23 protein-coding genes, 2 tRNA genes and 1 pseudogene are annotated in these 24,068 nt (G+C 72.0%); 15 read left to right on the forward strand and 11 right to left on the reverse strand.

Annotated elements, in window-relative coordinates:
• Positions 1 to 680: 680 nt before the first annotated feature.
• The 7 genes from AB0302_RS05745 to rpmH form a co-directional block, all read right to left on the reverse strand.
• On the reverse strand, positions 681 to 1,616 hold the full coding sequence (locus AB0302_RS05745; protein WP_319076315.1) for a ParA family protein: 936 nt from the start codon (positions 1,614 to 1,616) through the stop codon (positions 681 to 683).
• 77 nt (positions 1,617 to 1,693) lie between these two features.
• Complete coding sequence (gene rsmG / locus AB0302_RS05750; RefSeq protein WP_248116737.1) at positions 1,694 to 2,425, reverse strand: 16S rRNA (guanine(527)-N(7))-methyltransferase RsmG; 732 nt, start codon at positions 2,423 to 2,425, stop codon at positions 1,694 to 1,696.
• Complete coding sequence (locus tag AB0302_RS05755; protein WP_248116828.1) at positions 2,418 to 2,942, reverse strand: R3H domain-containing nucleic acid-binding protein; 525 nt, start codon at positions 2,940 to 2,942, stop codon at positions 2,418 to 2,420. The genes rsmG and AB0302_RS05755 overlap by 8 nt, the downstream gene beginning before the upstream one ends.
• A gap of 59 nt (positions 2,943 to 3,001) precedes the next feature.
• A complete protein-coding gene (yidC, locus tag AB0302_RS05760; protein ID WP_248116735.1) occupies positions 3,002 to 3,997 on the reverse strand; it encodes a membrane protein insertase YidC in 996 nt (331 codons plus the stop codon).
• A 5-nt stretch (positions 3,998 to 4,002) separates the two neighbouring features.
• On the reverse strand, positions 4,003 to 4,371 hold the full coding sequence (gene yidD / locus AB0302_RS05765) for a membrane protein insertion efficiency factor YidD (RefSeq protein WP_248116733.1): 369 nt from the start codon (positions 4,369 to 4,371) through the stop codon (positions 4,003 to 4,005).
• Entirely contained in the window at positions 4,371 to 4,805 is a 435-nt protein-coding gene (gene rnpA, locus AB0302_RS05770; protein ID WP_248116731.1) for a ribonuclease P protein component, read from the reverse strand. The genes yidD and rnpA overlap by 1 nt, the downstream gene beginning before the upstream one ends.
• A 28-nt stretch (positions 4,806 to 4,833) precedes the next feature.
• Complete coding sequence (gene rpmH / locus AB0302_RS05775) at positions 4,834 to 4,971, reverse strand: 50S ribosomal protein L34 (RefSeq protein ID WP_248116729.1); 138 nt, start codon at positions 4,969 to 4,971, stop codon at positions 4,834 to 4,836.
• Positions 4,972 to 5,322: 351 nt separating this feature from the next.
• Between rpmH and dnaA the strand changes: the two genes are divergently transcribed.
• From dnaA to AB0302_RS05825, 10 genes and pseudogenes are all read left to right on the forward strand, one after another.
• Positions 5,323 to 6,855 (forward strand): chromosomal replication initiator protein DnaA, encoded by a 1,533-nt coding sequence (dnaA, locus tag AB0302_RS05780; RefSeq protein WP_366370834.1) that lies wholly within the window; start codon positions 5,323 to 5,325, stop codon positions 6,853 to 6,855.
• 800 nt (positions 6,856 to 7,655) lie between these two features.
• Positions 7,656 to 8,771 (forward strand): DNA polymerase III subunit beta, encoded by a 1,116-nt coding sequence (gene dnaN / locus AB0302_RS05785; RefSeq protein WP_366370835.1) that lies wholly within the window; start codon positions 7,656 to 7,658, stop codon positions 8,769 to 8,771.
• Positions 8,772 to 8,790: 19 nt separating this feature from the next.
• On the forward strand, positions 8,791 to 10,002 hold the full coding sequence (recF, locus tag AB0302_RS05790) for a DNA replication/repair protein RecF (protein ID WP_366370836.1): 1,212 nt from the start codon (positions 8,791 to 8,793) through the stop codon (positions 10,000 to 10,002).
• Complete coding sequence (locus AB0302_RS05795; RefSeq protein ID WP_248116721.1) at positions 9,995 to 10,567, forward strand: DciA family protein; 573 nt, start codon at positions 9,995 to 9,997, stop codon at positions 10,565 to 10,567. Before recF ends, AB0302_RS05795 begins: the two co-directional genes overlap by 8 nt.
• Before the next feature lie 330 nt (positions 10,568 to 10,897).
• Entirely contained in the window at positions 10,898 to 13,039 is a 2,142-nt protein-coding gene (gene gyrB / locus AB0302_RS05800; RefSeq protein ID WP_319075604.1) for a DNA topoisomerase (ATP-hydrolyzing) subunit B, read from the forward strand.
• Between the two features lie 106 nt (positions 13,040 to 13,145).
• Positions 13,146 to 15,746: pseudogene (gyrA, locus tag AB0302_RS05805) on the forward strand (DNA gyrase subunit A); the annotation flags it as partial.
• Positions 15,747 to 16,009: 263 nt separating this feature from the next.
• Complete coding sequence (locus AB0302_RS05810) at positions 16,010 to 16,510, forward strand: DUF3566 domain-containing protein (RefSeq protein WP_248116719.1); 501 nt, start codon at positions 16,010 to 16,012, stop codon at positions 16,508 to 16,510.
• A 126-nt stretch (positions 16,511 to 16,636) separates the two neighbouring features.
• A tRNA-Ile gene (locus AB0302_RS05815) sits at positions 16,637 to 16,710 on the forward strand.
• Between the two features lie 56 nt (positions 16,711 to 16,766).
• Positions 16,767 to 16,940, forward strand: coding sequence for a DLW-39 family protein (locus AB0302_RS05820; protein WP_366370837.1), 174 nt, complete (start codon positions 16,767 to 16,769; stop codon positions 16,938 to 16,940).
• A gap of 25 nt (positions 16,941 to 16,965) precedes the next feature.
• A tRNA-Ala gene (locus AB0302_RS05825) sits at positions 16,966 to 17,038 on the forward strand.
• Positions 17,039 to 17,049: 11 nt separating this feature from the next.
• On the opposite strand, the gene AB0302_RS05830 is transcribed toward AB0302_RS05825, so the two are convergent.
• Positions 17,050 to 17,397: a hypothetical protein gene (locus AB0302_RS05830; protein ID WP_366370838.1), complete on the reverse strand. Its 348-nt coding sequence runs from the start codon at positions 17,395 to 17,397 to the stop codon at positions 17,050 to 17,052.
• Between the two features lie 366 nt (positions 17,398 to 17,763).
• Here AB0302_RS05830 and AB0302_RS05835 point away from each other — a divergent pair, with 366 nt between their 5' ends.
• The gene (locus tag AB0302_RS05835) at positions 17,764 to 18,531 is read left to right on the forward strand and encodes a queuosine precursor transporter (protein WP_366370839.1); all 768 of its coding nucleotides are present in this window, start codon (positions 17,764 to 17,766) and stop codon (positions 18,529 to 18,531) included.
• Here the strand turns inward: AB0302_RS05835 and AB0302_RS05840 are convergent.
• Positions 18,480 to 19,523, reverse strand: coding sequence for a nucleoside hydrolase (locus AB0302_RS05840; protein ID WP_366370840.1), 1,044 nt, complete (start codon positions 19,521 to 19,523; stop codon positions 18,480 to 18,482). The genes AB0302_RS05835 and AB0302_RS05840 overlap by 52 nt on opposite strands.
• 49 nt (positions 19,524 to 19,572) lie before the next feature.
• On the opposite strand from AB0302_RS05840, the gene AB0302_RS05845 reads away from it, so the two are divergent.
• Positions 19,573 to 19,797, forward strand: a complete 225-nt coding sequence (locus tag AB0302_RS05845) for an amphi-Trp domain-containing protein (protein ID WP_248116708.1) — start codon at positions 19,573 to 19,575, stop codon at positions 19,795 to 19,797.
• A gap of 62 nt (positions 19,798 to 19,859) precedes the next feature.
• Here AB0302_RS05845 and AB0302_RS05850 read toward each other — a convergent pair whose 3' ends face one another.
• Positions 19,860 to 21,029 (reverse strand): hypothetical protein, encoded by a 1,170-nt coding sequence (locus AB0302_RS05850; RefSeq protein WP_366370841.1) that lies wholly within the window; start codon positions 21,027 to 21,029, stop codon positions 19,860 to 19,862.
• A gap of 207 nt (positions 21,030 to 21,236) precedes the next feature.
• Here AB0302_RS05850 and AB0302_RS05855 point away from each other — a divergent pair, with 207 nt between their 5' ends.
• Both AB0302_RS05855 and AB0302_RS05860 read left to right on the forward strand, forming a co-directional pair.
• Positions 21,237 to 21,770, forward strand: a complete 534-nt coding sequence (locus tag AB0302_RS05855) for a peptidylprolyl isomerase (protein WP_366370842.1) — start codon at positions 21,237 to 21,239, stop codon at positions 21,768 to 21,770.
• 104 nt (positions 21,771 to 21,874) lie between these two features.
• Positions 21,875 to 22,738, forward strand: coding sequence for a rhomboid family intramembrane serine protease (locus tag AB0302_RS05860; RefSeq protein WP_366370843.1), 864 nt, complete (start codon positions 21,875 to 21,877; stop codon positions 22,736 to 22,738).
• A 196-nt stretch (positions 22,739 to 22,934) separates the two neighbouring features.
• Here the strand turns inward: AB0302_RS05860 and AB0302_RS05865 are convergent, their stop codons facing one another.
• Positions 22,935 to 23,246, reverse strand: a complete 312-nt coding sequence (locus tag AB0302_RS05865) for a cell division protein CrgA (protein ID WP_248116700.1) — start codon at positions 23,244 to 23,246, stop codon at positions 22,935 to 22,937.
• Positions 23,247 to 23,410: 164 nt separating this feature from the next.
• On the opposite strand from AB0302_RS05865, the gene AB0302_RS05870 reads away from it, so the two are divergent.
• Positions 23,411 to 24,067 (forward strand): aminodeoxychorismate/anthranilate synthase component II, encoded by a 657-nt coding sequence (locus tag AB0302_RS05870; RefSeq protein ID WP_366370844.1) that lies wholly within the window; start codon positions 23,411 to 23,413, stop codon positions 24,065 to 24,067.
• The last annotated feature ends 1 nt before the right edge of the window (position 24,068 follow it).

A 24,068-nucleotide genomic window follows, 5' to 3' on the forward strand; every position in this document is an offset into this window, starting at 1 on the left:
AGCTCGCAATCCACAGACCGGTGCCTCGTGCCCACCGCGATGTCCACAAGCGAGAGAGTCACAAGAGGCCCCGTTATCCACACGGAGGTCTTTCATAGACCGCAATTGACCTGTGTGCCAGCAGACCGCTGTCTTCGTTGTCCACAGGAGTTCTCCACATATCAACAGCGGATCCTCCTCCTGCTCCCCGGGGCTCCACGGTCATCTACGCTCCCTTATCCCCTGCGCGGTCGCCTGGGATCGACCCGCGGCGCTGGGGGAATGGGCAAGTGGCGAGCGGGGTCTCCGCGGGGATGGCGCGCCCAGCACCGCTCGTATGCACTGAGGTCCGTCGCACGCGTGGACCCCGTCGCTGTCCGCACAGAGGCGGCACCGCCTGGGGGAGAGGCCCCGACGCCGGCGCCGACTGCTCGTTGCAGAGTGGCCCATGCCTGGGGAGGCGTCCCGCGCCAGATAGGCACGCCTCGAACACCCCGCCGCACCGGGCCCGCGGCCCCGACCGGCACCCACCGGCCCGGGCCCGCACAGTCCCCTCCCGCGGAGGGTCGACCATCGAGGATGCCTCACGCGCGGTTTCACGTGAAACGGCGGCGCCCGCAGGCGCCGCCGTTGCTCCTCCTGCCCTGCACGATCCGGGCAAACATCAATTCATCGCGTTCGATGTCACGCGGGCCGACCCGTCACAGAGGCGTCGGAGCACCTCGCCCGGCGATCTCGACCGCCGCCTCCCGATACGCCACCGCACCCGCAGACGTCGGGTCGTACGTGAGCACCGTCTGCTGATAGCTCGGGGCCTCGGAGATGCGCACGTTGCGGGGGATGGCGGTCTGGAGCAGCTGCTGGGGGAAGTGGGCCCGGACCTCTTCGGCGACCTGGACCGCCAGGTTGGTCCGCGCGTCGAACATCGTGAGGAGGATGGTCGTGACCTGCAGCCTGCTGTTCAGGTGCTTCTGGATCATCTGCACGTTCTTCAGCAGCTGCGAGAGGCCCTCCAGGGCGTAGTACTCGGCCTGGATGGGGATGAGCACCTCCTCGGCGGCCACGAACGCGTTCACGGTCAGCAGGCCCAGCGAGGGCGGGCAGTCGATGAACACGTAGTCCAGCCGCTCCTGGCCCTGCTCGGCGCGCCATGCCACGTAGCGCTCGAAGGCACGGGAGAGGCGCTGCTCGCGGGCCACGAGGGAGACCAGCTCGATCTCGGCGCCGGCGAGCTCGATGGTCGCGGGAACCACCTGCAGCCCGTCGACGTCGGGCGCGTCCTGCACGACGTCCTGGATCTCCATCTCGTCGAGCAGCACGTCATACACGGAGGGGACGTCCCCGGCATGGGGGATGTTCAGCGCAGTCGACGCATTGCCCTGCGGGTCGATGTCGATCACCAGCACGCGCATCCCGGCCCGCGCCAGGGCGGCGGCCAGGTTCACCGTGGTGGTCGTCTTGCCGACGCCACCCTTCTGGTTGGACGTGGTGATCACCCGCGTCCGCTCCGGGCGCGCCAGTCGGCGCGCCTTCGGACGGGCGGCCTCCTCGGCGCCCGACTTCTCGGGGGGCCGTCCGGACCACTTCTGGCGCAGGGCCTTCCAGGCCCCACCCCGGCTCTCCTGCTCCTGCGCCATGCGGCTCTTCCTTCCGTGAGGCGGGTACGACGTCGTCGACGGGGATCCGCGCCGGCCCCTCCCGGGGGAGGGGAGGGTCAGCGGGGGCGTCGGGCGGCCACGCGCACCACCGTGGTGGTCTCGGGGAGCAGCCCCTCGCCCAGCGTGAGGATCTCCGGTTCAGCTCCACCATACGTGCGGAGCACTTTCCGGGCCGCGCGGATCTCCTCGGGCGCGGAGCGTCCCTTGATGGCCAGCAGCTCGCCCTCCCCGCGCAGCAGGGGCATGGTCAGGGGCAAAAGGTTCTTCATGGCTGTCACAGCGCGCGCGGTCACGACGTCGGCGCTGACCTCGCCCACCACCTGCTCCGCACGGGCACGGACCACGTCCACGTTCCCCAGGCCCAGGTCCTCGACCACCATGTCCAGCCACTCGACACGCCGCTCGAGGGGCTCGATGAGCACGAACCGGCAGTCCGGGCGAGCCAGCGCGAGGCAGAGCCCGGGCAGCCCGGCGCCCGAGCCGACGTCGGCCACATGCGCGTCCCGGGGCAGCAGCTCCGCGACGACGGCGCAGTTGAGCACGTGCCGCTCCCACAGCCGCGGCGCCTCGCGCGGGCCGATCAGGCCCCACTCGATGCCGGTGTCCGCGAGGTGGGCCACGTAGCGCTCCGCGAGGGGCAGAGCGTCCCCGAACAGCTGACGGGCGGGCCCGGCCAGCTCGGCGGTGAGCGGCGGGGCCGGCTGGCCCTCGGGCGCGGGTCGTTCCCCGCGCTCACCCGGGCGCAGCCCGGGCCGCTCCTCGTAGGACGGCGTCGGCGACTCAGGCATCGGCGGACACGACGACGTGGCGCCCAGCGCCCTCGCCGTCCGACTCGGAGGTCAGGGCCGCCTCGGCCACCACGTCGTGCACGATCTTGCGCTCGTAGGCGCCCATGGGCTCCAGGCGCACCGGGCCCTCGCCGTCACGCACGCGCGCGACGGCGTCGGCGGCCAGCGCGCGCACCTCGGCGTCCCGGCGCCGACGGTGCCCGCAGATGTCCAGGATGAGGCGGGAGCGGTGCCCCGTGGACGTCAGCACGGCCAGGCGCGCCAGCTCCTGCAGCGCCTCGAGGGCGCGGCCGTCCTGGCCCACCAGGGCCGCCAGGCGCTCGTCGTCCTCCTCGGACACCACGGAGACGTAGGTCCGGCCGTCGCGCACCTCGATGTCGATGTCCCCGTCGAGGTCGGCGATGTCCAGCAGCTCCTCGATGTAGTCGGCCGCCACCTCGCCCTCCTCCTCGAGGCGGCGCAGGCCGTCCTCCTCGGGTGCCTCGTCCGCGCCGGGAGCGGCGCCGTCGTCGGGCACTGCACCTCCCTCCGGAAGGCGGACGTCCTCCTCGACGGCGGGATCCTGTGCGGGCACGGTCACTTCCTCCTCCGGTTCTTGCGCTGCGGCTGCACGCGCTGACCCGGGCGGAGCGGCTCACCGTTGAGCACGGTGCCGGCGGACGCACCCGAGGTGTGCGCGGAGGACGAGGCGGCCGGGGCCTCGGTGACCTTCTTGCCGACGGGAGGCAGGCCCTTGGCGGCGCGGCGCTCGTTGAGCTCCTGCTCGGCGATCGAGCCGGGGGTGGGGTTGTTGCGGATGATCCACCACTGCTGGCCCACGGCCCAGAAGTTGGAGTACGTCCAGTAGAGAAGCACGCCGATGGGGAAGTTGATGCCGCCGATGCCGAAGATCAGGGGCATCGCGTAGAGCATGATCTGCTGCGTCTGGGCCATGGGACCGGTCAGCGCGGTCTGGCTCATGTTCTTGGACATGAGCATCTTCTGCATGTAGAACATGGAGCCGCTCATGAGCAGGATGAGGACCAGCGCCACGATGAGCACGGGCAGGCCGCCGTCCTGGCCGAACGAGCGCATGAAGGTGTCCGACATGCGGGCGCCGAAGATCGTGGAGCCCTCGAAGGAGCGGATCTGGTCCGCGGAGAGCGCGTCCATGCCCTGGCCCTGCTCGGCGGCGGTCCGCGCGCCGATGAGCACCTGGTAGAGGGCGAAGAAGAACGGCATCTGCACCAGCAGCGGGAGGCACGCGGCGAACGGGTTCGCCTTGTGCTCCTTCATGAGGGCCTGCTGCTCGAGCGCCATGGCCTGGCGGGAGAGCTGGTCCTTCTTGCCCTTGTACTTGGCCTGCAGCTTCTGTAGCTCGGGCTGGATGGCCTGCATGGAGCGCTGGGCGTTGATCTGCTTGACGAACAGCGGGATCAGCAGGGTGCGGATCAGCACCACCAGCAGGAGGATGGACAGCGCCCACGTCCAGCCGGAGTCGGAGGGCATGCCCACCGTCTCCAGCAGGGTGTGGAACGCCCCGAGGATCCAGGACATGAGCCAGCGGAACGGGGCGAGGATGGCTTCGAACATGGGGGTCAATCCTCCGGCTGAGGGTCGGGTGGGACGGGAGGGTGGTTCAGGGAGATGATCCGGGGCTGCCGGCCCGGCGGCCACACGCGTCGGCCTGGCGGCACGGGGTCCACCCCGCCGTCCGCCCACGGGTGGCAGCTGGCGATCCGACGAGCGGTGAGCAGACTCCCCTTCGCGGCCCCGTGCACGTGGACGGCCTCGAGGCCGTAGGCGGAGCAGCTGGGGAAGTACCGGCACACCTGCCCGTACAGGGGCGAGACGGCGAACCGCCAGGCCATGATGACCCACGCGAACAGCGTGGAGGGCAGGGCGCGGAGGGGTCCCCATTCCCGCGCGGGCTCGCGCACCGTGAACGGTGAGGAGGCGGTGGCCATCAGGCCTCCTTCGCGAGGGGCGGCGGCGGGGGGAGGGGAGAGGGGTCCGCGGTCAGGCCGCGGGTGCGCAGCGCCTTGGCGAGGGCGCTGCTCACGTCTCGGCGCAGCGTGGCGTGGTCTGCGTCGGCCGCGGCGGGCAGGGCCCGCACCTGGACGAGCACGGGCAGCCCCCGAAGGGCCGGGGTCTCGAACTCGTGGCGGACGATGTCCCGCAGGCGGCGCTTGACGCGGTTGCGGACGACCGCGTTCCCCACGGACTTGGAGACGACGAACCCGGCCCGCGGTCGCTGAGGCGTGCTCAGCGTCGAGGGCCGGGTCGGCGCAGGGTCCAGGGCGAGGGACACCACGACGCTCCGACGGCCGACCCGGGTGCCGGTGCGGCCGATGTGGCGGAACTCCGCGGGGGTCCGGACGCGCCGGTCTCGGGGCAGCACGGCGCGCGTCAGCCCTGGAGGCGCCTGATCAGGCGGACAGCTCCGCGCGGTTCTTGCCGCGGCGGGCGGAGAGGATGGCGCGGCCGGCGCGGGTGCGCATGCGGGCGCGGAAGCCGTGCTTGCGGGCGCGGCGGCGGTTGTTGGGCTGGAAGGTGCGCTTGCTCACTGTGATCACTCCACGACGTGTTGTGTGTGCCTGCGACCGCCGACCTGAACAGGTGAACCAGGGGGATGGACCGGTGAGGCTCTGACATGAAATCCCCGGCGGGCACGATGGATCGACAGCCCGGGGGACCAGGCAACTCTAGTTCCCACGGACGCGCGGGTCAAACGGGTGCGCGGGCGAGCCCGGGCGCGCGGGGCGGGCGGGCGGGGTCGTCCACAGGAGGATAAGGGTTGTCCACCGACTGTGCACAACCCTGTGGACAGTCGCTAGACTCCCCTCACCGAGTCCGATGGACGCCGTTCGCCGCAGTCTCCTCACCTTTGGTGGGCTGCCCCAGGAAAGGAAGTCTCCGTGGTGGCAGATCAGGCCGTGCTGACGTCGTGGCGCTCCGTCGTGAGCACGCTGGAGGACGACGCGCGGGTCAGCGCGCGTCTCATGGGCTACGTCTACCTGGCCCAGCCGCAGGGGCAGATCGGCAACACCCTCCTGCTGGCGGTGCCCAACGAGACCACCCGCGAGACGCTCCAGAGCGCCCAGGTGGCCGAGGCCCTGACGGACGCCCTCACCGCGGTGTTCCGCGAGGAGATCCTGCTCGCCATCTCCATCGACGCGAACCTGCAGCCGCCCCGCACCCCCGAGCCGGAGGCCCGCCGCTCCGCCCTCGCCGGCGAGCCCGTGAGCGCCGAGCCGACCCCGGACCCCGACTCCCGGCCCGGCCGTCGCGCGGTCGCCGCCGAGCTCCCCGGCTTCGAGCGTCGCCAGGAGGACCCCGCGCCCGAGGCCCCGGCCCCGGGCGGTCCCGCCGCCGGCGCGCCCACGCCGGCGCCGCCGTCGACCTCGGCCGAGACGAGCCGCCTCAACGAGCGCTACCACTTCGAGACGTTCGTGATCGGCTCCTCCAACCGCTTCGCCCACGCCGCGGCGAACGCCGTGGCGGAGGCGCCGGCGAAGGCCTACAACCCGCTCTTCATCTACGGCGAGTCCGGACTGGGCAAGACGCACCTGCTGCACGCGATCGGGCACTACGCCCGCCGCCTCTACCCGGGCCTGCGCGTGCGCTACGTGAACTCCGAGGAGTTCACCAACGACTTCATCAACTCCATCCGCCATGACGAGGGCGCCTCGTTCAAGCAGCTCTACCGCAACGTGGACATCCTGCTGATCGACGACATCCAGTTCCTGGCGGACAAGGAAGCGACCGTGGAGGAGTTCTTCCACACCTTCAACACGCTCTACAACAACAACAAGCAGGTGGTCATCACCTCGGACCTGCCGCCCAAGCAGCTCTCCGGGTTCGAGGACCGCCTGCGCTCCCGCTTCGAGTGGGGCCTGATCACGGACATCCAGCCGCCGGACCTGGAGACCCGCATCGCGATCCTGCGCAAGAAGGCGGAGGCCGAGGGGCTCGTGGCCCCGCCGGAGGCCCTCGAGTACATCGCCTCCCGCATCTCCACCAACATCCGCGAGCTCGAGGGCGCCCTCATCCGCGTGACGGCGTTCGCCTCGCTGAACCGTCAGCCGGTGGACATCGAGCTGGCCGAGCACGTCCTCAAGGACCTCATCACGGACGACTCGGCGCAGGAGATCACGCCGGAGCTGATCCTCCACGCGACGGGGGAGTACTTCAACCTCACCCTCGAGGAGCTGACCAGCAAGTCCCGCACGCGCACGCTCGTGACGGCGCGCCAGATCGCCATGTACCTGCTGCGCGAGCTGACCGAGATGTCCCTGCCGAAGATCGGCCAGGAGCTCGGCGGACGCGACCACACCACCGTGATGCACGCGGACCGCAAGATCCGCGAGCTCATGGCCGAGCGTCGCACGATCTACAACCAGGTGACCGAGCTCACCAACGAGATCAAGCGCAAGCAGCGCGGCGCCTGAGGGACGTCCGATCCCCTTCAACCGGAGCCTGAGACTCCATCCACATTGTCCACCACTGTGGACAACCCTGTGGAGAAGCGCCCCCGCTGTGGACAACGCGCGCCCCGTCCCCGCGGGATCCCCGCGCCGATTCCGAGCAGTCCACACCCCTGGGGACGGTGGCCGCGCACAGGGTGGGGAGCCGGCCTCGAGCGAGGAGTTCTCCACCGTCATCCACAGGCGTCCACAGGCGTGAACCGCATGATTCCGCGGATCCAGCGAGCTGTGGACAAGGTCTGTGGACAGAACTGTGGACGGCCGGAGGACAAACGGTGCAGCGCACCGCACAACCTCCCACACCCCTGTGGACGACGTCGGTGGGCTGCGATCGGCTCATCCACCGGCCGTGCACACCCCCGACGGGACGGAATCCCCACGCCCCCCACAGCGAGATCGGCGGCCTGACGCCGCACATCGTGGTTGTCCACAGAATCCACACGTGCTATTACCCCTACTGACCCTTCCGTAGAGATCCTGTCAAGCAACATCAAGGCTCCCTGCGCCACGCCCCGCTCCCGGCCCCTGCCGGGCCCCTGAATGACACGTCCTCGGCAGCCCTCCACAGAGCGGGGGTGAACTGACACCGCCCGCGCCGAGCGCCTATGCTGACGTTCACGTGACGGCTCGCCGAACCGCGGTCCCGCACCGCACGCCCGAGTCCGTCACCGCCGAGGCCTCCCATCCCCTCCGCCGGCGCTCGCGCCGAAGAGGGACGGGTCTCCCATGACCGACGTCCCCGCCAGAGAGGCAGTGCAGAGCTCGTGAAGTTCACCGTCGAACGCGACATCCTCAGCGACGCCGTCTCCTGGACCGCCCGCTCGCTCTCCCCGCGGCCCCCCGTTCCGGTGCTCTCCGGCCTGCTCCTCACGGCGGAGAACGGCCTGGTCTCCCTGGCCAGCTTCGACTACGAGACCTCGGCACGCCTGGAGATCGAGGCAGACGTGGAGGCCGAGGGCCAGGTCCTCGTGTCCGGGCGCCTGCTGAACGACATCGTCCGCTCGCTGCCCGCCGCCCCCGTCACGGTGGAGCTCGACGGCGGCAAGGTCGTGGTGACGTGCCGCTCCTCCCGCTTCGCCCTGGCCACCATGCCGGTGGGCGACTACCCCGCGCTCCCGGAGCTGCCGACGGCCGTCGGCACCGTGGACGGCGCGGCCTTCGCGCACGCCGTGGCGCAGGTGACCGTGGCCGCCTCCAAGGACGACACACTCCCGATCCTCACCGCCGTGAAGGTCGAGATCGACGGCGACACCATGACGTTCCTGGCCACGGACCGCTACCGGCTGGCCATGAAGGAGATCCGCTGGACCCCCGCCGACCCCTCGATCTCCACCTCGCTGCTGGTCAAGTCACGCACCCTCACCGAGGTGGCCAAGTCCCTCGGGGGCGGCGGCGACCTCGAGATCATGGTCAGCGAGAAGGTGGACCTCGTGGGCTTCGCCTCCGGCGGCCGCCGCACCACCTCGGTGCTGGTGGACGGCGAGTACCCCAAGATCCGCTCCCTCTTCCCGGAGTCCAGCCCCATCCAGGCCGTCGTGGAGACCGGCGCCCTCGTGGAGGCCTCGCGGCGCGTCGCCCTCGTGGCCGAGCGCAACACCGCGCTGCGCATGGTGTTCCGGGAGGGCGAGGTCAGCCTCGACGCCGGCACGGGGGACGACGCGAGCGCCACCGAGTCCGTGCCCTGCACCCTCGAGGGGGAGGAGATCACGGTCGCCTTCAACCCGTCCTACCTGTCCGAGGGCCTGGCCGTCGTGGACCAGCCGCAGGTGCGCTTCTCCTTCACCGCCGCTCCGAAGCCCGCGCTGCTCACGGGCGTCTCCGAGGACGCCGGCACCGTCTCCGACTACCGGTATCTCGTGATGCCGGTGCGCCTGGCCTGACGGGCCCGGCCCCCACCCCGTGCACCTGTCCCGCCTGACCGTCCAGGACTTCCGGTCCTACCGGTGGGCCGACCTCGAGATGCAGCCGGGCTCCACGGTCCTGCTCGGGGCCAACGGCGTGGGCAAGACCAACCTGGTGGAGGCCATCGGCTACCTGGGGTCGCACCAGTCCCACCGGGTGAGCGCCGACGCGCAGCTCATCCGCTTCGGCCAGCCCGGCGCCAGGATCGCGGGCCGGGTGCACCGCGGCTCGCGCACGGTGGCGCTCGAGCTCGAGATCCTCCCGGGCCGCTCGAACCGGGTGGCCATCAACCGCGGCGCCCCCGTGCGGGCCAAGGAGGGCCTCGGCATCCTACGCACCGTGGTGTTCGCCCCCGAGGACCTCGGCCTCGTCACGCAGGACCCGGGCGGCCGCCGTCGCTTCCTCGACCAGCTCATGGTGCAGCTGCGCCCCGCCCTGGGCGAGGCCGCCTCGGACTTCGAGCGGGTCCTGCGCCAGCGCAACGCGCTGCTGAAGTCCGCGCGGCGTGCCCGGCGCTGGGGCGCGGAGGAGGAGTCCACCCTCGCGGTGTGGGACGAGCACCTGTGCGCGGCCGGAGCCCGGCTGCTGCACGGCCGACTCCACGTGCTGCGCCTGCTGGCCCACCCGCTCCAGGAGATGTACGCGGCGCTCACCAACGGCTCCAAGGCCGCGACCTACGCCTATGACTCCACCGTCCCGCTGGCCCGCGGCACGCACGCAGAGGTCCCCTCCGTGGCCGAGCTGGCCGCGGACATGGCCACGGCCCTCCTCGCCCAGCGCGACGAGGAGCAGGCCCGCGCCCTCACCCTCGTGGGCCCGCACCGGGACGAGCTGACCCTCTTCCTGGGCCCGGCCCCGGCGCGCGGCTACGCCTCGCACGGGGAGACCTGGTCTCTCGCGCTCGCCCTGCGCCTCGCGGCGTACGACGTGCTCGTGGCCGACGACCCAGATCCGGACGGCCGTCCCGTGCTGATCCTCGACGACGTCTTCGCGGAGCTCGACTCCGCCCGGCGCTCGCGCCTGGCCCGCCTCGTGGGGCGCGCGGAGCAGGTGATCGTCACGGGCGCCGCCGTCGAGGACATCCCGGCGGAGCTGACCGGGCCGCGGATCCTCATCCGTCAGGACGTGGAGGGATCCGAGGCCGTGCCGGCCGCCGACCCGGTGGAGGGAGACATCCGCGCCCCCCGCGAGGGCGGCCGCGATGGCTGAGCCGGAGCCCCCGTTCACCCCGGACCGCCCGGACCTCGCCCTCGTGCAGCTGCGCCGGGTCCGCGACGCCGCCCGGGAGCGCGGAGAGGCCCCCCTGCGCACACGAGGGAGCGGCGCGGGGCTCGCGGCGTCGATGGCGGGTACGGGCGGCGGCCCCCGCGGGCACGACGACGGCGTCCGTCGTCGCCGGCCGTTCTCCGGCGCGGACCGGGACCCGGCCGAGGTCTCCGACGTCTTCTCCCGCCTCATCCGGGACCGCGGCTGGTCCACGCCCGTGGCCGTGGGCTCCGTGCTGACGCGCTGGACCGAGCTGGTGGGCCCGGAGATCGCGCTGCACTGCCGCCCCGAGTCCTTCGAGAACTCCGTGGTGCGGGTGCGCACCAGCTCCACGGCATGGGCCACGCAGCTGCGGCTCATGGCGCCGGTGCTGCTCGAGCGGTTCGACGAGGCGCTCGGCCCGGGCGTGGTCACGCGCCTCGAGGCGCTCGGCCCGCAGGCGCCGAGCTGGCGGAAGGGCCCGCGCACCGTGCGGGGCGGCCGCGGCCCCCGTGACACCTACGGGTGACCCGGGACCGTAGGCGCCCCTCTGACGCACGGAGGGCCCGTCAGACGGCCCGGGTGTCCTGGACGGGATCCCGCACCCCTCCTGAGTGGTCTCTGGGGCCGCTCAGGGGCGGTCTCGGCCTCCGCCTTCCGCGATGTGGCGGGCACGAGGGCGGCAAGCGCCTAGACTGGTGGGGAACTGCGGAGCCCCGGTCCCATCCGACGCTCCGCCCCCGCAGCAGCCCGTCCGCGTCCTCCCGCAGGACCGCGGCGCCGTCCGCCCCCCGGCCGGGCGCCCGCGCGCGGGATGCCACGTGAGGATGCCGCCGACGTTGAGGAGTGACCAGCACCCGTGAGCGACGCAACGCCCGAGAACCCGGCCGAGGTGCCCGCGGCCACGCCGCAGCCCGAGACGCCGCAGGCCTCCGCCGAGGCCGCGCCGGCCCCGCGCGACCGCAAGGTGCCCGGCGACTACGGCGCCTCCGCCATCACGGTCCTCGAGGGCCTCGAGGCCGTGCGCAAGCGCCCCGGCATGTACATCGGCTCGACCGGCCCGCGCGGCCTCCACCACCTCGTGTACGAGGTGGTGGACAATTCCGTGGACGAGGCCCTGGCCGGGTACGCGGACGGGATCGACGTGACGCTGCAGGCCGACGGCGGCGTGCGCGTGGAGGACAACGGCCGCGGCATCCCCGTGGACGTCCACCCCACCGAGGGCAAGCCGACCGTGGAGGTCGTCATGACGATCCTGCACGCCGGCGGCAAGTTCGGCGGCGGCGGCTACGCCGTGTCCGGCGGTCTGCACGGCGTGGGCATCTCCGTGGTCAACGCGCTCTCCCGCCGCGTGGACACCGAGGTGCGCCGCCAGGGCCACGCGTGGCGCATGAGCTTCGCGAACGGCGGCGTGCCGCAGGGCGAGCTCGTGAAGGGCGAGGAGACGGACGCCACCGGCACCGTCCAGACCTTCTACCCGGACCCGGAGATCTTCGAGTCCGTGGAGTTCGACTGGGAGACGCTGCGCGCCCGCTTCCAGCAGATGGCGTTCCTCAACAAGGGCCTGCGCATCACGCTCACGGACGAGCGCGTCCAGGAGGACAACGCCGTCCAGGACGACGAGATCGTGGGGGAGGGCACCGCCGGGGACGCCCTCGAGGAGAACGGCCTCGACGAGGCCGCGCCCGCGCCCCAGCGCCGCACCGTGACCTACCGGTACGAGAACGGCCTGCTGGACTACGTGCGCCACCTGAACTCCTCCAAGAAGGTGGAGCTCGTGCACGAGGACGTCATCGCGTTCGAGGCCGAGGACGGGGACCGCTCCATGGCCGTCGAGGTGGCCATGCAGTGGACGGGCGCCTACTCGGAGTCCGTGCACACGTACGCCAACACCATCAACACCCATGAGGGCGGCACCCATGAGGAGGGCTTCCGCGGCGCCCTGACCGCCCTCATCAACCGGTACGCGCGGGACAAGGAGATCCTCAGGCCCAAGGAGGACAACCTCACGGGCGAGGACATCCGCGAGGGCCTGACGGCCGTGCTCTCCGTGAAGCTCGCAGAGCCGCAGTTCGAGGGCCAGACGAAGACCAAGCTGGGCAACTCCGAGGCCCGCGGCTTCGTGTCCAAGGTGGTCACGGAGCACCTGGGCGACTGGCTCGAGCGGAACCCGGGCACCGCGAAGGAGATCATCCGCAAGGCCATCCAGGCCTCGCACGCCCGCCTGGCGGCCCGCAAGGCGCGCGACCACGCGCGGCGGAAGTCCCCGCTCGAGTCCTTCGGCATGCCCGGCAAGCTCGCCGACTGCTCCTCGAAGGACCCGGCGCGCTGCGAGGTGTACATCGTGGAGGGCGACTCCGCCGGCGGCTCGGCCAAGCAGGGCCGCAACCCGGACACCCAGGCGATCCTCCCGCTGCGCGGCAAGATCCTGAACGTGGAGCGCGCCCGCCTGGACAAGGCCCTCGGCAACGCCGAGATCCAGTCCATGATCACGGCGTTCGGCACCAACATCGGCGAGGAGTTCGACCTCTCCAAGCTGCGGTACCACAAGATCGTGCTCATGGCCGATGCGGACGTGGACGGCCAGCACATCACCACGCTGCTGCTCACGGTGCTGTTCCGCTACATGCGCCCCCTCATCGAGGCGGGCCACGTGTTCCTGGCCCAGCCCCCGCTGTACCGCGTGAAGTGGTCCAACGCCCCGCACGACTACGTGTTCTCCGACGAGGAGCGCGATGCCGCGATCGGGGCCGGCCTGGCCCGCGGCTGGCGCTACCCCAAGGACAACGGCGTGCAGCGCTACAAGGGCCTGGGCGAGATGAACTACCAGGAGCTGTGGGACACCACCATGGACCCGGAGCACCGCACCCTGCTGCAGGTGACCATGGAGGACGCGGCCGCCGCGGACGCCGTGTTCTCCATGCTGATGGGCGAGGACGTCGAGTCCCGCCGCGGCTTCATCCAGCAGAACGCCAAGGACATCCGCTTCCTGGACATCTGATCCGCGCCCGACACGCGGGCGGGCATCCCACGGGTGCCCCGCGCGTCGGGCCCCCGGACTTCCCCCTGCATGAGCTGACGAGGACGAGAGGACCCGCGTGAGCGAGATGACCCCCCCGGAGAACGAGTCGCCGGAGAACGAGACGCCCGAGACCGGGATGCCCGAGGGCACCGCCCCGGAGGGCGGCGTGCACGCCGCCGCGGTCCCGGCTGAGGTGAGCGAGGGCATCGAGCACTACGTGCTGCCCGAGGGCGCGGCCGACAAGGTCGAGCCCGTGGACCTCGAGTCCGAGATGAAGCGCTCCTACCTGGACTACGCGATGGCCGTGATCGTCGGCCGCGCGCTCCCGGACGTGCGGGACGGCCTCAAGCCCGTGCATCGCCGCGTCCTCTACGCGATGTACGACGGCGGCTACCGCCCGGACCGCTCCTTCAACAAGTCCGCCCGCGTGGTGGGCGAGGTGATGGGCAACTACCACCCGCACGGCGACACGGCGATCTACGACGCCCTCGTCCGCCTGATCCAGGACTGGGTGCAGCGCTATCCGCTCGCGCTCGGCCAGGGCAACTTCGGCTCGCCCGGCAACGACGGCGCGGCGGCCCAGCGCTACACCGAGACCAAGATGGCCCCGCTGGCCATGGAGATGGTCCGGGACATCGACGAGGACACCGTCGACATGCAGGAGAACTACGACGGCAAGCAGCTCGAGCCCGTCGTCCTTCCCGCGCGCTACCCGAACCTGCTGGTCAACGGCTCCTCCGGCATCGCCGTGGGCATGGCCACCAACATCCCGCCGCACAACATGCGCGAGGTGGCCTCCGGCGTCCAGTGGTACCTCGAGCACCCCGAGGCCACGCGCGAGGAGCTGCTCGAGGCGCTGCTGCAGCGCGTGCACGGCCCCGACTTCCCCACGGGCGCCCAGATCCTGGGCCGCAAGGGGATCGAGGAGGTCTACCGCACCGGCCGCGGGCCCATCACCATGCGCGCCGTGGTGAACGTGGAGGAGCTCCAGGGCCGCACGTGCCTCGTGGTCACCGAGCTGCCGTACATGACCAACCCGGACAACCTCGCCGCGAAGATCGCGGAGATGGTACGTGACGGCAAGATCAGCGGCATCGCGGACATGCGCGACGAGACCTCGGGCCGCACTGGCCAGCGCCTCGTGATCGTGCTCAAGCGGGACGCCGTGGCCAAGGTGGTGCTGAACAACCTCTACAAGCACACCGAGCTGCAGTCCAACTTCTCCGCGAACATGCTCGCGCTCGTCGACGGCGTGCCGCGCACCCTCTCGCTCGACGGTTTCGTGCATCACTGGGTGAAGCACCAGATCGACGTGATCGTGCGCCGCACCGCGTTCCGCAAGCGCAAGGCCGAGGAGCGCGCCCACATCCTGCGCGGCCTGCTCAAGGCGCTCGACATGCTGGACGAGGTCATCGCCACCATCCGCCGCTCCGCCTCGGCCGAGGTGGCGCGCGAGGCGCTCAAGGAGCTCCTGGACATCGACGACGTCCAGGCGCAGTCCATCCTGCAGATGCAGCTGCGCCAGCTCGCTGCGCTCGAGTCCCAGAAGATCCAGGACGAGTACGACGAGCTCATGGCCCGGATCGCCGCGTACACGGAGATCCTGGAGAGCCCGCAGCGCCAGCGCGAGGTGGTCTCCGGCGAGCTCGCGGAGATCGTGGCCAAGCACGGCGACGACCGCCGCACCGAGATCGTGGCCGGCTTCGACGGGGACATGTCCATCGAGGACCTCATCCCCGAGGAGGAGATGGTCGTCTCCATCACGCGCGGCGGCTACGTCAAGCGCACCCGGATCGACCAGTACCGCTCCCAGGCGCGCGGCGGCAAGGGCGTGCGCGGGGCCACCCTGCGCGGCGACGACGTGGTGGAGCACTTCCTCACGGTGTCCACGCACCACTGGCTGCTCTTCTTCACGAACTTCGGCCGCGTGTACCGGATCAAGACGTACGAGCTGCTCGAGGCCGGCCGGGACGCGAAGGGCCAGCACGTGGCCAACCTGCTCGCGTTCCAGCCGGACGAGCGGATCGCCCAGATCCAGCCGCTCACGGACTACTCCCGGGCCCCCTACCTCGTGCTCGCCACGCGGGGCGGCCTCGTGAAGAAGACCCCGCTGCTGGACTACGACACGAACCGCACCGCCGGCCTGATCGCGATCAAGCTGCGCGAGGGCGACGAGCTCGTCTCGGCCCGGGTGGTCTCCGACACGGACGACCTCGTCCTCATCTCCCGCCTGGGCCAGTCCCTGCGCTTCACCGCCACGGACGAGGCGCTGCGCCCCATGGGCCGCGCGACCTCCGGCGTGACCGGCATGAAGTTCCGCGGCGGCGACTCCCTGCTGGCCATGGACGTCATCCGGGCCGAGGGCGACGACGACGCGTACGTGTTCACCGTGACCGACGGCGGCTACGCCAAGCGCACCCGCGTGGACGAGTACCGCCTGCAGGGCCGAGGCGGCCTGGGCACCAAGGTGGCCAAGCTCGTCGACGACCGCGGCGGCCTCGCCGGCGGCCTCGTCGTCCACGAGGATCAGGAGGTGCTCGTGGTGATGGCCTCCGGCAAGGTGGTGCGCTCCGCCGTCGCGGGCGTGCCCGCCAAGGGCCGCGACACGATGGGCGTGATCTTCGCGAAGCCGGACAAGAAGGACCGGATCGTGGCCGTGACGCTCAACAACGAGCAGGAGATGGTGGCCAAGGCGGACGCGGAGGCCGATGCCGAGGTGAACGCGCCCGAGGCGGCCAGCGAGGCCCTCGGCGACGCCGCGGATCCGGCGGTCAGCACGGCCGGCCTGGGCGTCGTGGCCGGGGTGGAGACGGGAGCCGACGAGGCCTCCGAGGACGGGCCGGGCCCGGATGTACCCTTGGACGCAGCAGCCGATCAGAACGACCCCGTAGCCGAGGCCGACGGCGCCCTCGAGGCGTCCGATGCTGAGGATGCAGACGGAGGAAAGCAGTGAGCACGTCCGCAGCGCAGCGCCCGTCCGGCTCCGGCCGGGCCGCGGGCGGCACGGAGAGGTCCTCCCGTCCGGTCCGCAAGGCCACCTCGTCCGCGGGGCAGGAGAACCTGGTCCGCGCCGTTCCCAAGGCGAAGGTGCGCCGCGCGCGCCTCATGCTGAGCCGGATCGACCCGTGGTCCGTGCTCAAGCTCGCGTTCCTGCTCTCCGTGGCCCTGGGCATCCTGACCGTGGTGGCCTCCGTGGCGCTCTACTCGCTCGCCGACGTCACGGGCGTGTTCGAGAAGGTCAACGGCATCCTGGGCACCGTCCTGGGCGTGGAGGCCGGCCGCTTCACGGTGCAGAGCCTCGCGCCGCTGAGCACCGTGACCTCCCTGGCCACCGTGCTCTCCGTGCTGAACGTGATCCTGCTGACCGCTCTCGCCACCGTGTTCGCGCTGCTGTACAACCTCTGCGCGTCCCTGGTGGGCGGCATCGGCGTCACGCTCACGGACGACTGACCGCCGCCGTCGGCCTCTCCCGTACGGGCCGACGGCGGTGGGCGTCCGCGCGCATTTGCGCCGGGCGCCCGCGCTCGTGTAGTGTCATCTCCTGTTGTGAACGGCTTCTGCCGAGAACGACGGTGAGGGCGTATAGCTCAGGCGGTTAGAGCGCTTCGCTGATAACGAAGAGGTCCCAAGTTCAAGTCTTGGTACGCCCACTCCCACCACAGAGCCCCGGTCCGCTGGGGCTCCGTTCGTACCCGGAGGGTTTCCCATGGATCGTCTGGCCCGCGTCGCCCTCGTGGCGGCCGCCGCCGCGGCGGCCTACGGAGCCCGCACGTGGCGGGCGAACCGTGAGGGGAAGGACATCTGGGCCTCGGCCACGGATGGCCTGCCGGAGAGCGTGACCCACGCGGACCCGGCGCCGAAGGACCGACCCGCCTCCTGAACCGGAGACGTGGAGCGGACCGCTCGGGGGCATGGCGCAATTGGTAGCGCACCTGCTTTGCAAGCAGGGGGTTAGGGGTTCGAGTCCCCTTGCCTCCACGGACGAACCATCACGAGGGCCCCGCCGGACGATCGAGACGATCGGCTCCGGCGGGGCCCTCGCCGTCTCTGCAGATCTCGCCCGTGCGCCCGCCGCGCGCTGACCGGTCCACGAAGTGGACCACGGACGTCCCGGGGACCGTCAGGAGGGTGTCCGGCGCCCTGCCCTCCCCGGTCCACGAGGCCCGCTGACGCCGCGCCCAGGCGGCGACGCCCGGGAGGGACATCACGAGGCCCGCCCAGAGGACCAGCCCGCCCGTGACGGTCAGGTAGCCCGCGGCGACCGGTGCACCCGGCGTGGCCTCCCACGCGGTGTGCACCACGGCGTACGCGAGCAGTGCCGTCACGGCGAGACGCATCCGGCGCCGCTTCGCCTCCTCATCCGGGCTGCGGGGCGGCCCGTGCAGCGGCGGGGGCGCTGCGCGCGGTGGGCGGAGGAGGACACGGCCGGCCGACCACCAGGCGGCGCCGCAGAGGAGGAGCATCAAGGTCACCTGCCGGCGATCCCGCCTGCCGAGGGGCGGGCTGCCGGTCCACGCCTCCAGCACCCCCCACGCCGGGAGGGCGAGGCCCAGCACGGTGACCACGGCCCCTCCCACGATTCGCCTCCTCCCCTCCATGCCGCCGACGCTAGCGGCCCGCCCCACGCCTCCGGGATTCCCTGTGGACAACGCGAGCCGCCGCCGTCGCGCCGGGCCTGCCCCGCGGGATGGTTGGATGGGTCGGTGAACACCACCGAACACCCGACCACAGACCAGCCCGCATCTGGGCAGGGCCCCGCGTCCTACGCCGCGGTGCCCCACAGCTACTACGACATCTTCGTGGGCGTCTTCATCGCCCTCCTCATCCTCTCCGGCGTCACCGCCGCGAAGCTCTTCTACGGGCCGACGGTGCCGATCCTCTCCGACGTCTTCTACGAGGGCGGCCCCCTCATCTTCGACGGCGGCGCCTTCCTGTTCCCGTTCGTCTACATCATCGGCGACATCCTGGCCGAGGTGTATGGCTGGCGCCGGGCCCGCCGCGCCATCCTCACCGGCTTCGCGATGCTCGTGCTCGCCGCCGCGACCTACACGGTGGTCTCCTGGACCACGCCCGTCGAGGGCTTCGAGGTCTGGGACCAGGCGCTCTCGCCGATGCTGCGCATCACGATCGCCGGCTTCGTCGCCTTCCTCGTGGGCTCGCTGCTCAACGCGACCATCGTGGTCCGCCTCAAGGAGCGCATGAGGGAGCGTCACGTGGCGTTCCGGCTGATCCTCTCCACGATCGTGGGCCAGTTCTTCGACACGCTGATCTTCTGCACGATCGCCTTCGCCGGCAAGATCTCGCTGCTGGAACTGGTGAACTACACGGTGACCGGCTTCGCGTACAAGACGCTCATCGAGATCCTCATCGTGCCTGTCACCCTGCTGATCATCCGCGCCCTCAAGAAGCGGGAGCCCACCTACCGGGCCCCCGGCTTCGAGATCCACCGCGAGGCCTCGCCGGCCGCCTGAGCGAACGCCGCGAACACCGCATCGGGGTCGTTGCCCGTGACGCGCCGCGCGTTCGGGCGGCGGCCCCAGATGCCGCGGTCGTCGTGCACCGTGGTGCCGCGCAGCAGGTCCGAGTCTGCCTCCACGTCGATCACCGTGGCCGCCGTCGTGATCTCCGCCTGACCCGTGGCCACCTGCGCGGCGAACAGGTCGTGCAGGTGCGCCACGTAGCCCTGGTCGTAGTCGTGGTGGAACTCGAAGTAGAACCGCAGCGCGTCGGCCAGCACGTCCAGCACGGCGCTCCCGGTCCCCGCGAGGGGGCCGGGCTGCCGGGCCCGGTCCGCGCTCCACCCGACGGGGGAGCGGCCGGCGCCCGCGAGGAGCGCGTCCAGCAGGGCGGGGGTGTACTCGATCCGCTCCGTGGTCTCGAGTGCACACACGATCGGCAGCCGCTCCTCGGGCAGCCCCTCGAAGGCCGCGAAGACCTCCTTCGCCGCGTCCGGGTCACACCACGTGTTCCACTCCGCGGAGGGCGTGGTGTTGCCGGGGTGGTGGAAGGCGCCGCCCATGATCACGATCTGCTTCGCCCTCTCCGGCAGGCGCGGCTCGGCGCGCAGGGCGAGGGCCAGGTTCGTCAGGGGAGCGGTGCACAGCAGCACGCTCTGGCCCGGATGTGCCCGCAGCTCCTCGAGCCACACGTCGAGCGCGGGGCGCGCCGAGATCCGCTCCTCGCGCCACGGCACGCGCGCGTAGCCCAGCCCCTGCGGCCCGTGCGTCTCCGGGGTGGTCTCGGCCGGGCGGCGCAGGGGGGCCTCCGCACCCAGGGCGACCTCGACGTCGTCGTGCCCCAGGACCTCCAGCAGGCCGGCCGCGTTGAGGGCGCACTGCCGGGCGGAGGCGTTGCCGCCCACCGCCGTCACCGCCGCGATCTCGGCGCCGGCGCCCACGAGCTGGATCAGCGCGCACGCGTCGTCGATGCCCGGGTCCATGTCCACCAGCACGCGCATGCTCACGGTCCGGACCCTATCGCCTTCCGCCGCCGCGCCCGCTAGCCTCGGCCTCATGAGCGAGCTCTTCGAGAACGAGCAGAAGCAGTCCATGACCCGCGAGCAGGCGGCCGCGCGCCTGCGCGAGATCGCCGACCAGCTCTCACGCCAGAACGAGGTGCGGGTGGTGCAGGGCGGTCGCGACGTCGTCGTGGCCGTGCCCGACCGGGTGGAGCTGGAGGTCGAGGTGGAGGTCGAGCAGGGCGGGACGTCCGAGCTGGAGATCAGCCTGTCCTGGTGACCGGCTGACGGCCCCCACGACGTCGAGGCCCCGCCGGAGCGATCCGGCGGGGCCTCGTCATGTCAGCGGGTGGGCTCGCCCAGCACGCGGGCGTCGGCGTCCGCCACGGCCTGGCCCTGGCCGACGACGCGGTGGCCCGTGGCCTCGGCGACGGCCTCGCGCTGCTTGGCGTAGGGGTCGTTCGCCGCACCGCGCTCCACCACGGGGATGTTGGCGGTGATGGGGCCGGGGGTCGGCGCGGCCCACGGGTCCTGCACCGGCTTGGTGAGCTTCCAGATCGCGAAGCCGGCGCCCGCGGCGGCGGCGGCCATGCCCGCGACGATCCAGCCGCGGCCGCCCGCGCGCTCGGAGCGGTCGGCCTTGCGCGCGGTGCGCTTGAGGTCCTTCTCGGTCTGGCCGGCGTAGTGCTCGGCGCCCTTGCGCAGCTTGGCCACGATCTTCTCGTCCCCGGTGAGGGCGATCAGGGCCTGCTCCACGGAGGTGGGCACCTGGACGTCGTGCGCGGTCTGGCGGGCGCTGCCGGCCACGTCGGCCAGACGCGAGGCGGCGACGGGCGCGAACTCCTCACGACGCTGCTCGGCGTAGCGGGAGGCCTCGGCGAGGCGCTCCTGGACCTGCGGGGCCAGCTTCTCGCCCTGGTCCTGGACGGCGGCGACGGCGGCGGCCAGGAGCCCGGCGGCGGTGAGCCCGCCCTTCGCGGCGGCGTCCTTGGCCTTGCCGGCCTTCTGGGCGGTCAGGAAGCCCAGCACGTCGGCCTTCGTGTCCGCCTTCTTGGCGGCGCCGCGGGCATCCTTGCGGACCTGCTTGGTCTTCTTCGCGCCGCGCTTGCCGGCCTTCTTCGCGGCCTTGCGGGCGGACTCGGCCTCCTTGGTGAACTCCTCGCCGAGCTCGGCGGCCTGGTCCTGGAGCGCGGAGAAGAACTCGTGCAGGCCGTCCTTCTGCTTCGCGACCACGGGGGCGACGGCGCCCAGGCCGCCGGCCACGGCCTTGCCGGCGCGCTCGGCCAGGGGGGCCATGTCCTGCTTGACGTCCTTGGCGCGGCGGCGGCCCTCCTCAGCGGCGACGGTGGTGCCCACCTCGCCGAAGGCGGTGCCGGCCTCGCCCCACGCGAGGGCGGCCTCGATCCTGGGCTCGGCCCAGTGGCGCAGGATCTCGCCCTGGCGGGTCAGGAATGTGTCCGCCCCGCCGTCGTGCTGGATCGCGGAGTCGGTGGTCGGGTTCTTGCGGGCCATGTCTGCCTCCCGTGCAGTCGGATGTTCGCTGGACTGGTCGTCTCCGGATCAGCCTAGTGGCGTGCGGTGGCCATGGCACGGTCCGAGCGCGCCCCTTCTTCGAGCACCGCCCCGCCGGGGCGCCGCGATTCGGCCCACCGCGAAGACGCGGAGGGCGCGTCGGTCGAGCCGGTGCAGGCGGGGGCCGCGGGTGGAACAATGACGCCCATGACCGCCAACGCAACGCACACCGCGACCATCCACACCAACCACGGCGACATCGTCGTCGAGCTCTTCGGCAACCACGCGCCGAAGACCGTGAAGAACTTCGTGGGCCTCGCCACCGGCCAGCAGGAGTGGACCCACCCCCAGACCCGCGAGAAGAACAACGGCGCCCCGCTGTACTCCGGCACCGTGTTCCACCGCATCATCAAGGACTTCATGATCCAGGGCGGCGACCCGCTGGGCATGGGCGTCGGCGGCCCGGGCTACCAGTTCGGGGACGAGATCCACCCCGAGCTCCAGTTCGACCGCCCCTACCTGCTCGCCATGGCCAATGCCGGCCCCGGCACCAACGGCTCGCAGTTCTTCATCACCTCCGTGCCCACCGGCTGGCTCAACGGCAAGCACACCATCTTCGGCGAGGTGAAGGACGAGGCCTCGAAGGAGATCGTGGACCAGCTCAACGCCGTCGCCACGGACCCGCGCGATCGCCCGCTCGAGGACGTCGTGATCGAGTCCATCGAGATCGCCGAGGCCTGAGCGGCCCGCTCCCGGTGAGCACCACCCCCGAAGGACCGCACGGCCCGGAGTCCGCGCACGGCACACCCCCGGTGTGCCCGCGGCATCCGGGCCATGCGGCGTTTGTGGCCTGTCCCGCGTGCGGCCGCCCCGCGTGCCTCGAGTGCCAGCGCCCCGCCGGCGGCGCCATGGTGTGCGCGGACTGCGCGGCCCGCGCCGCGGCACCCGGCAGCGGCGCCGCCGCGACGCCGTCGTCCGCCCCCGCGCGGGCGTCCCATGGGCGCGGCGGCGTCCTCGGCGCCCTGACCGCGGCACCGATGACGACCGGCCTCATCGTGCTCACCGCCCTCGTGTACGCGCTGCAGTGGCTGTACCGGGACCCCGTCACCGGCGTGACGCCGTCCCTCTGGTACGCAGGCCTCTACACCTCGCCGCTGGCCTTCGAGCCGTGGCGCCTGCTGACCTACGCCCTCGTGCACGACGTCTCCGGGCCCACTCACCTGGCCCTGAACCTGCTGGCCCTGTGGGTGATCGGCCGCGTGCTCGAGCCGGTGCTGGGCCTGTGGCGATTCCTCGCCCTGTACGCGATCTCGGCGCTCGGCGGAGCCGTGTTCGCCCTGTGGACCTCCGCCCCGCTGCAGCCGGTGGTGGGCGCCTCCGGCGCCGTCTACGGGCTCTTCGCGGCGCTCTTCCTCCTCACGCGGATCGGCGGCGGTCAGGTGCGCTCGATCGCGGTGCTCATCGGCCTGAACCTCGCGGCCTCCTTCGCCCTGCCGGGGATCTCGTGGCAGGTCCACGTGGGCGGCCTGCTCACGGGAGCGGCGGTCGCCCTGGTCCTCACCCGGCTCGGCCCGCTGCCGGGCACTCCCGGGCGGGGGCGCGGCGGGGTGGGCGCCCAGGTGGCGGGCCTCGTGGTCGTGCTGGCGGCACTCGGGGGCCTCACCGCCCTGGGGGCCTCCCGGATCGGACTCGACGCGCTGGTGATGTGAGCCGTGCCGGTCCGCGCCGCGCGGGCCGGCAGGCCGGCCCGCGCGGTGGCGGACTGTCCACAGGGGCCCTGTGCAGGAGTGGCCCACTCACCGTCCACACCTGTGGACAAACCCGGGGACAACAGCTTCAGCCGCGTCAGCGGGCCGAAGAAGTTCTCCACAGGGTTGTCCACCGCTGTGGAGAATCACACCCGTGTCATTCGCTCCAGCGGGACATCATGAGGAACCCGAGAAGGGCGAGGCCGAAGCCGATGAGGATGTTCCAGCCGCCGAGGCCCACCAGCGGGAAGAGCCCCTGCGTGAGGTAGTAGGTGCAGACCCACAGCAGGCCGAGGATCATCAGGCCGAACATGACGGCCTTGTACCAGCGGGGCAGGGGAGCGGGCCCGGCGTCGACGACGCCGAGGTCGGTGCTCACGGAGGAGGCGCGGGCGCCGGAACGGGCCCTCTCGAGCTCGGCGCGCTTGCGGCGGGCCGAGTCCTTGCGCTTGCCGGAGGGGGCTGCCACGGTGATGCTCCTTCTGCTGCCCGGGTCCGGGCGTCGCGGGTGGGACGTGGGGGTCCAGGGGCCACGCGGTATCCTTCCCTGACCTGCCGAAGGACCGGCGCGCGGCGTGCCGGGCCAGTCTATGCACCCCGCCCTCGCGCGGCGGGGAGGAAGAAGCGGCCCTCGTGAGCGACTCTCCGGTCTCCGTGCTCGTCGTCGACAACTACGACAGCTTCGTCTACACCCTGGTGGGCTACCTCCAGGAGCTGGGCGCCCGCACCACCGTGATCCGCAACGACGAGGTGGACGCCGAGCGCGCCCTCGCCCTGGCCGCGGAGCACACGGCGGTGCTCATCTCGCCCGGGCCGGGCGCGCCCGCCGACGCCGGCGTCTCCCTCGACCTCATCCGCTCCGCGGCCGACGGCGGCCGGCCGCTCTTCGGGGTGTGCCTGGGCCACCAGGCGATCGCGGAGGCGTTCGGCGCGACCGTGACGCACGCTGAGACGCTCATGCACGGCAAGACGTCCGTGGTGCGCCATGACGGGCACGCGACCTTCACGGGGCTGCCGGAGCGCTTCACGGCCACCCGCTACCACTCGCTCGCCGCCGTGCGCGACACGGTCGACGAGTCCGTCCTGGAGATCACCGCGGAGACCGACGACGGGGTCGTGATGGGCCTCGCGCATCGCACGGCCCCGCTGTGGGGCGTGCAGTTCCACCCCGAGTCGGTGCTCACCGAGGGCGGCTACCGCATGCTGGGCAACTGGCTCGAGTCGGTGGGGCTGGACGGCGCCGCCGAGCGCGGCGCGCAGCTCACGCCGCTCGTCCGCGAGGACGCCTGAC

The sequence above is a fragment of the Micrococcus sp. NPDC078436 genome (assembly GCF_040702705.1).
Classification (GTDB): domain Bacteria; phylum Actinomycetota; class Actinomycetes; order Actinomycetales; family Micrococcaceae; genus Micrococcus.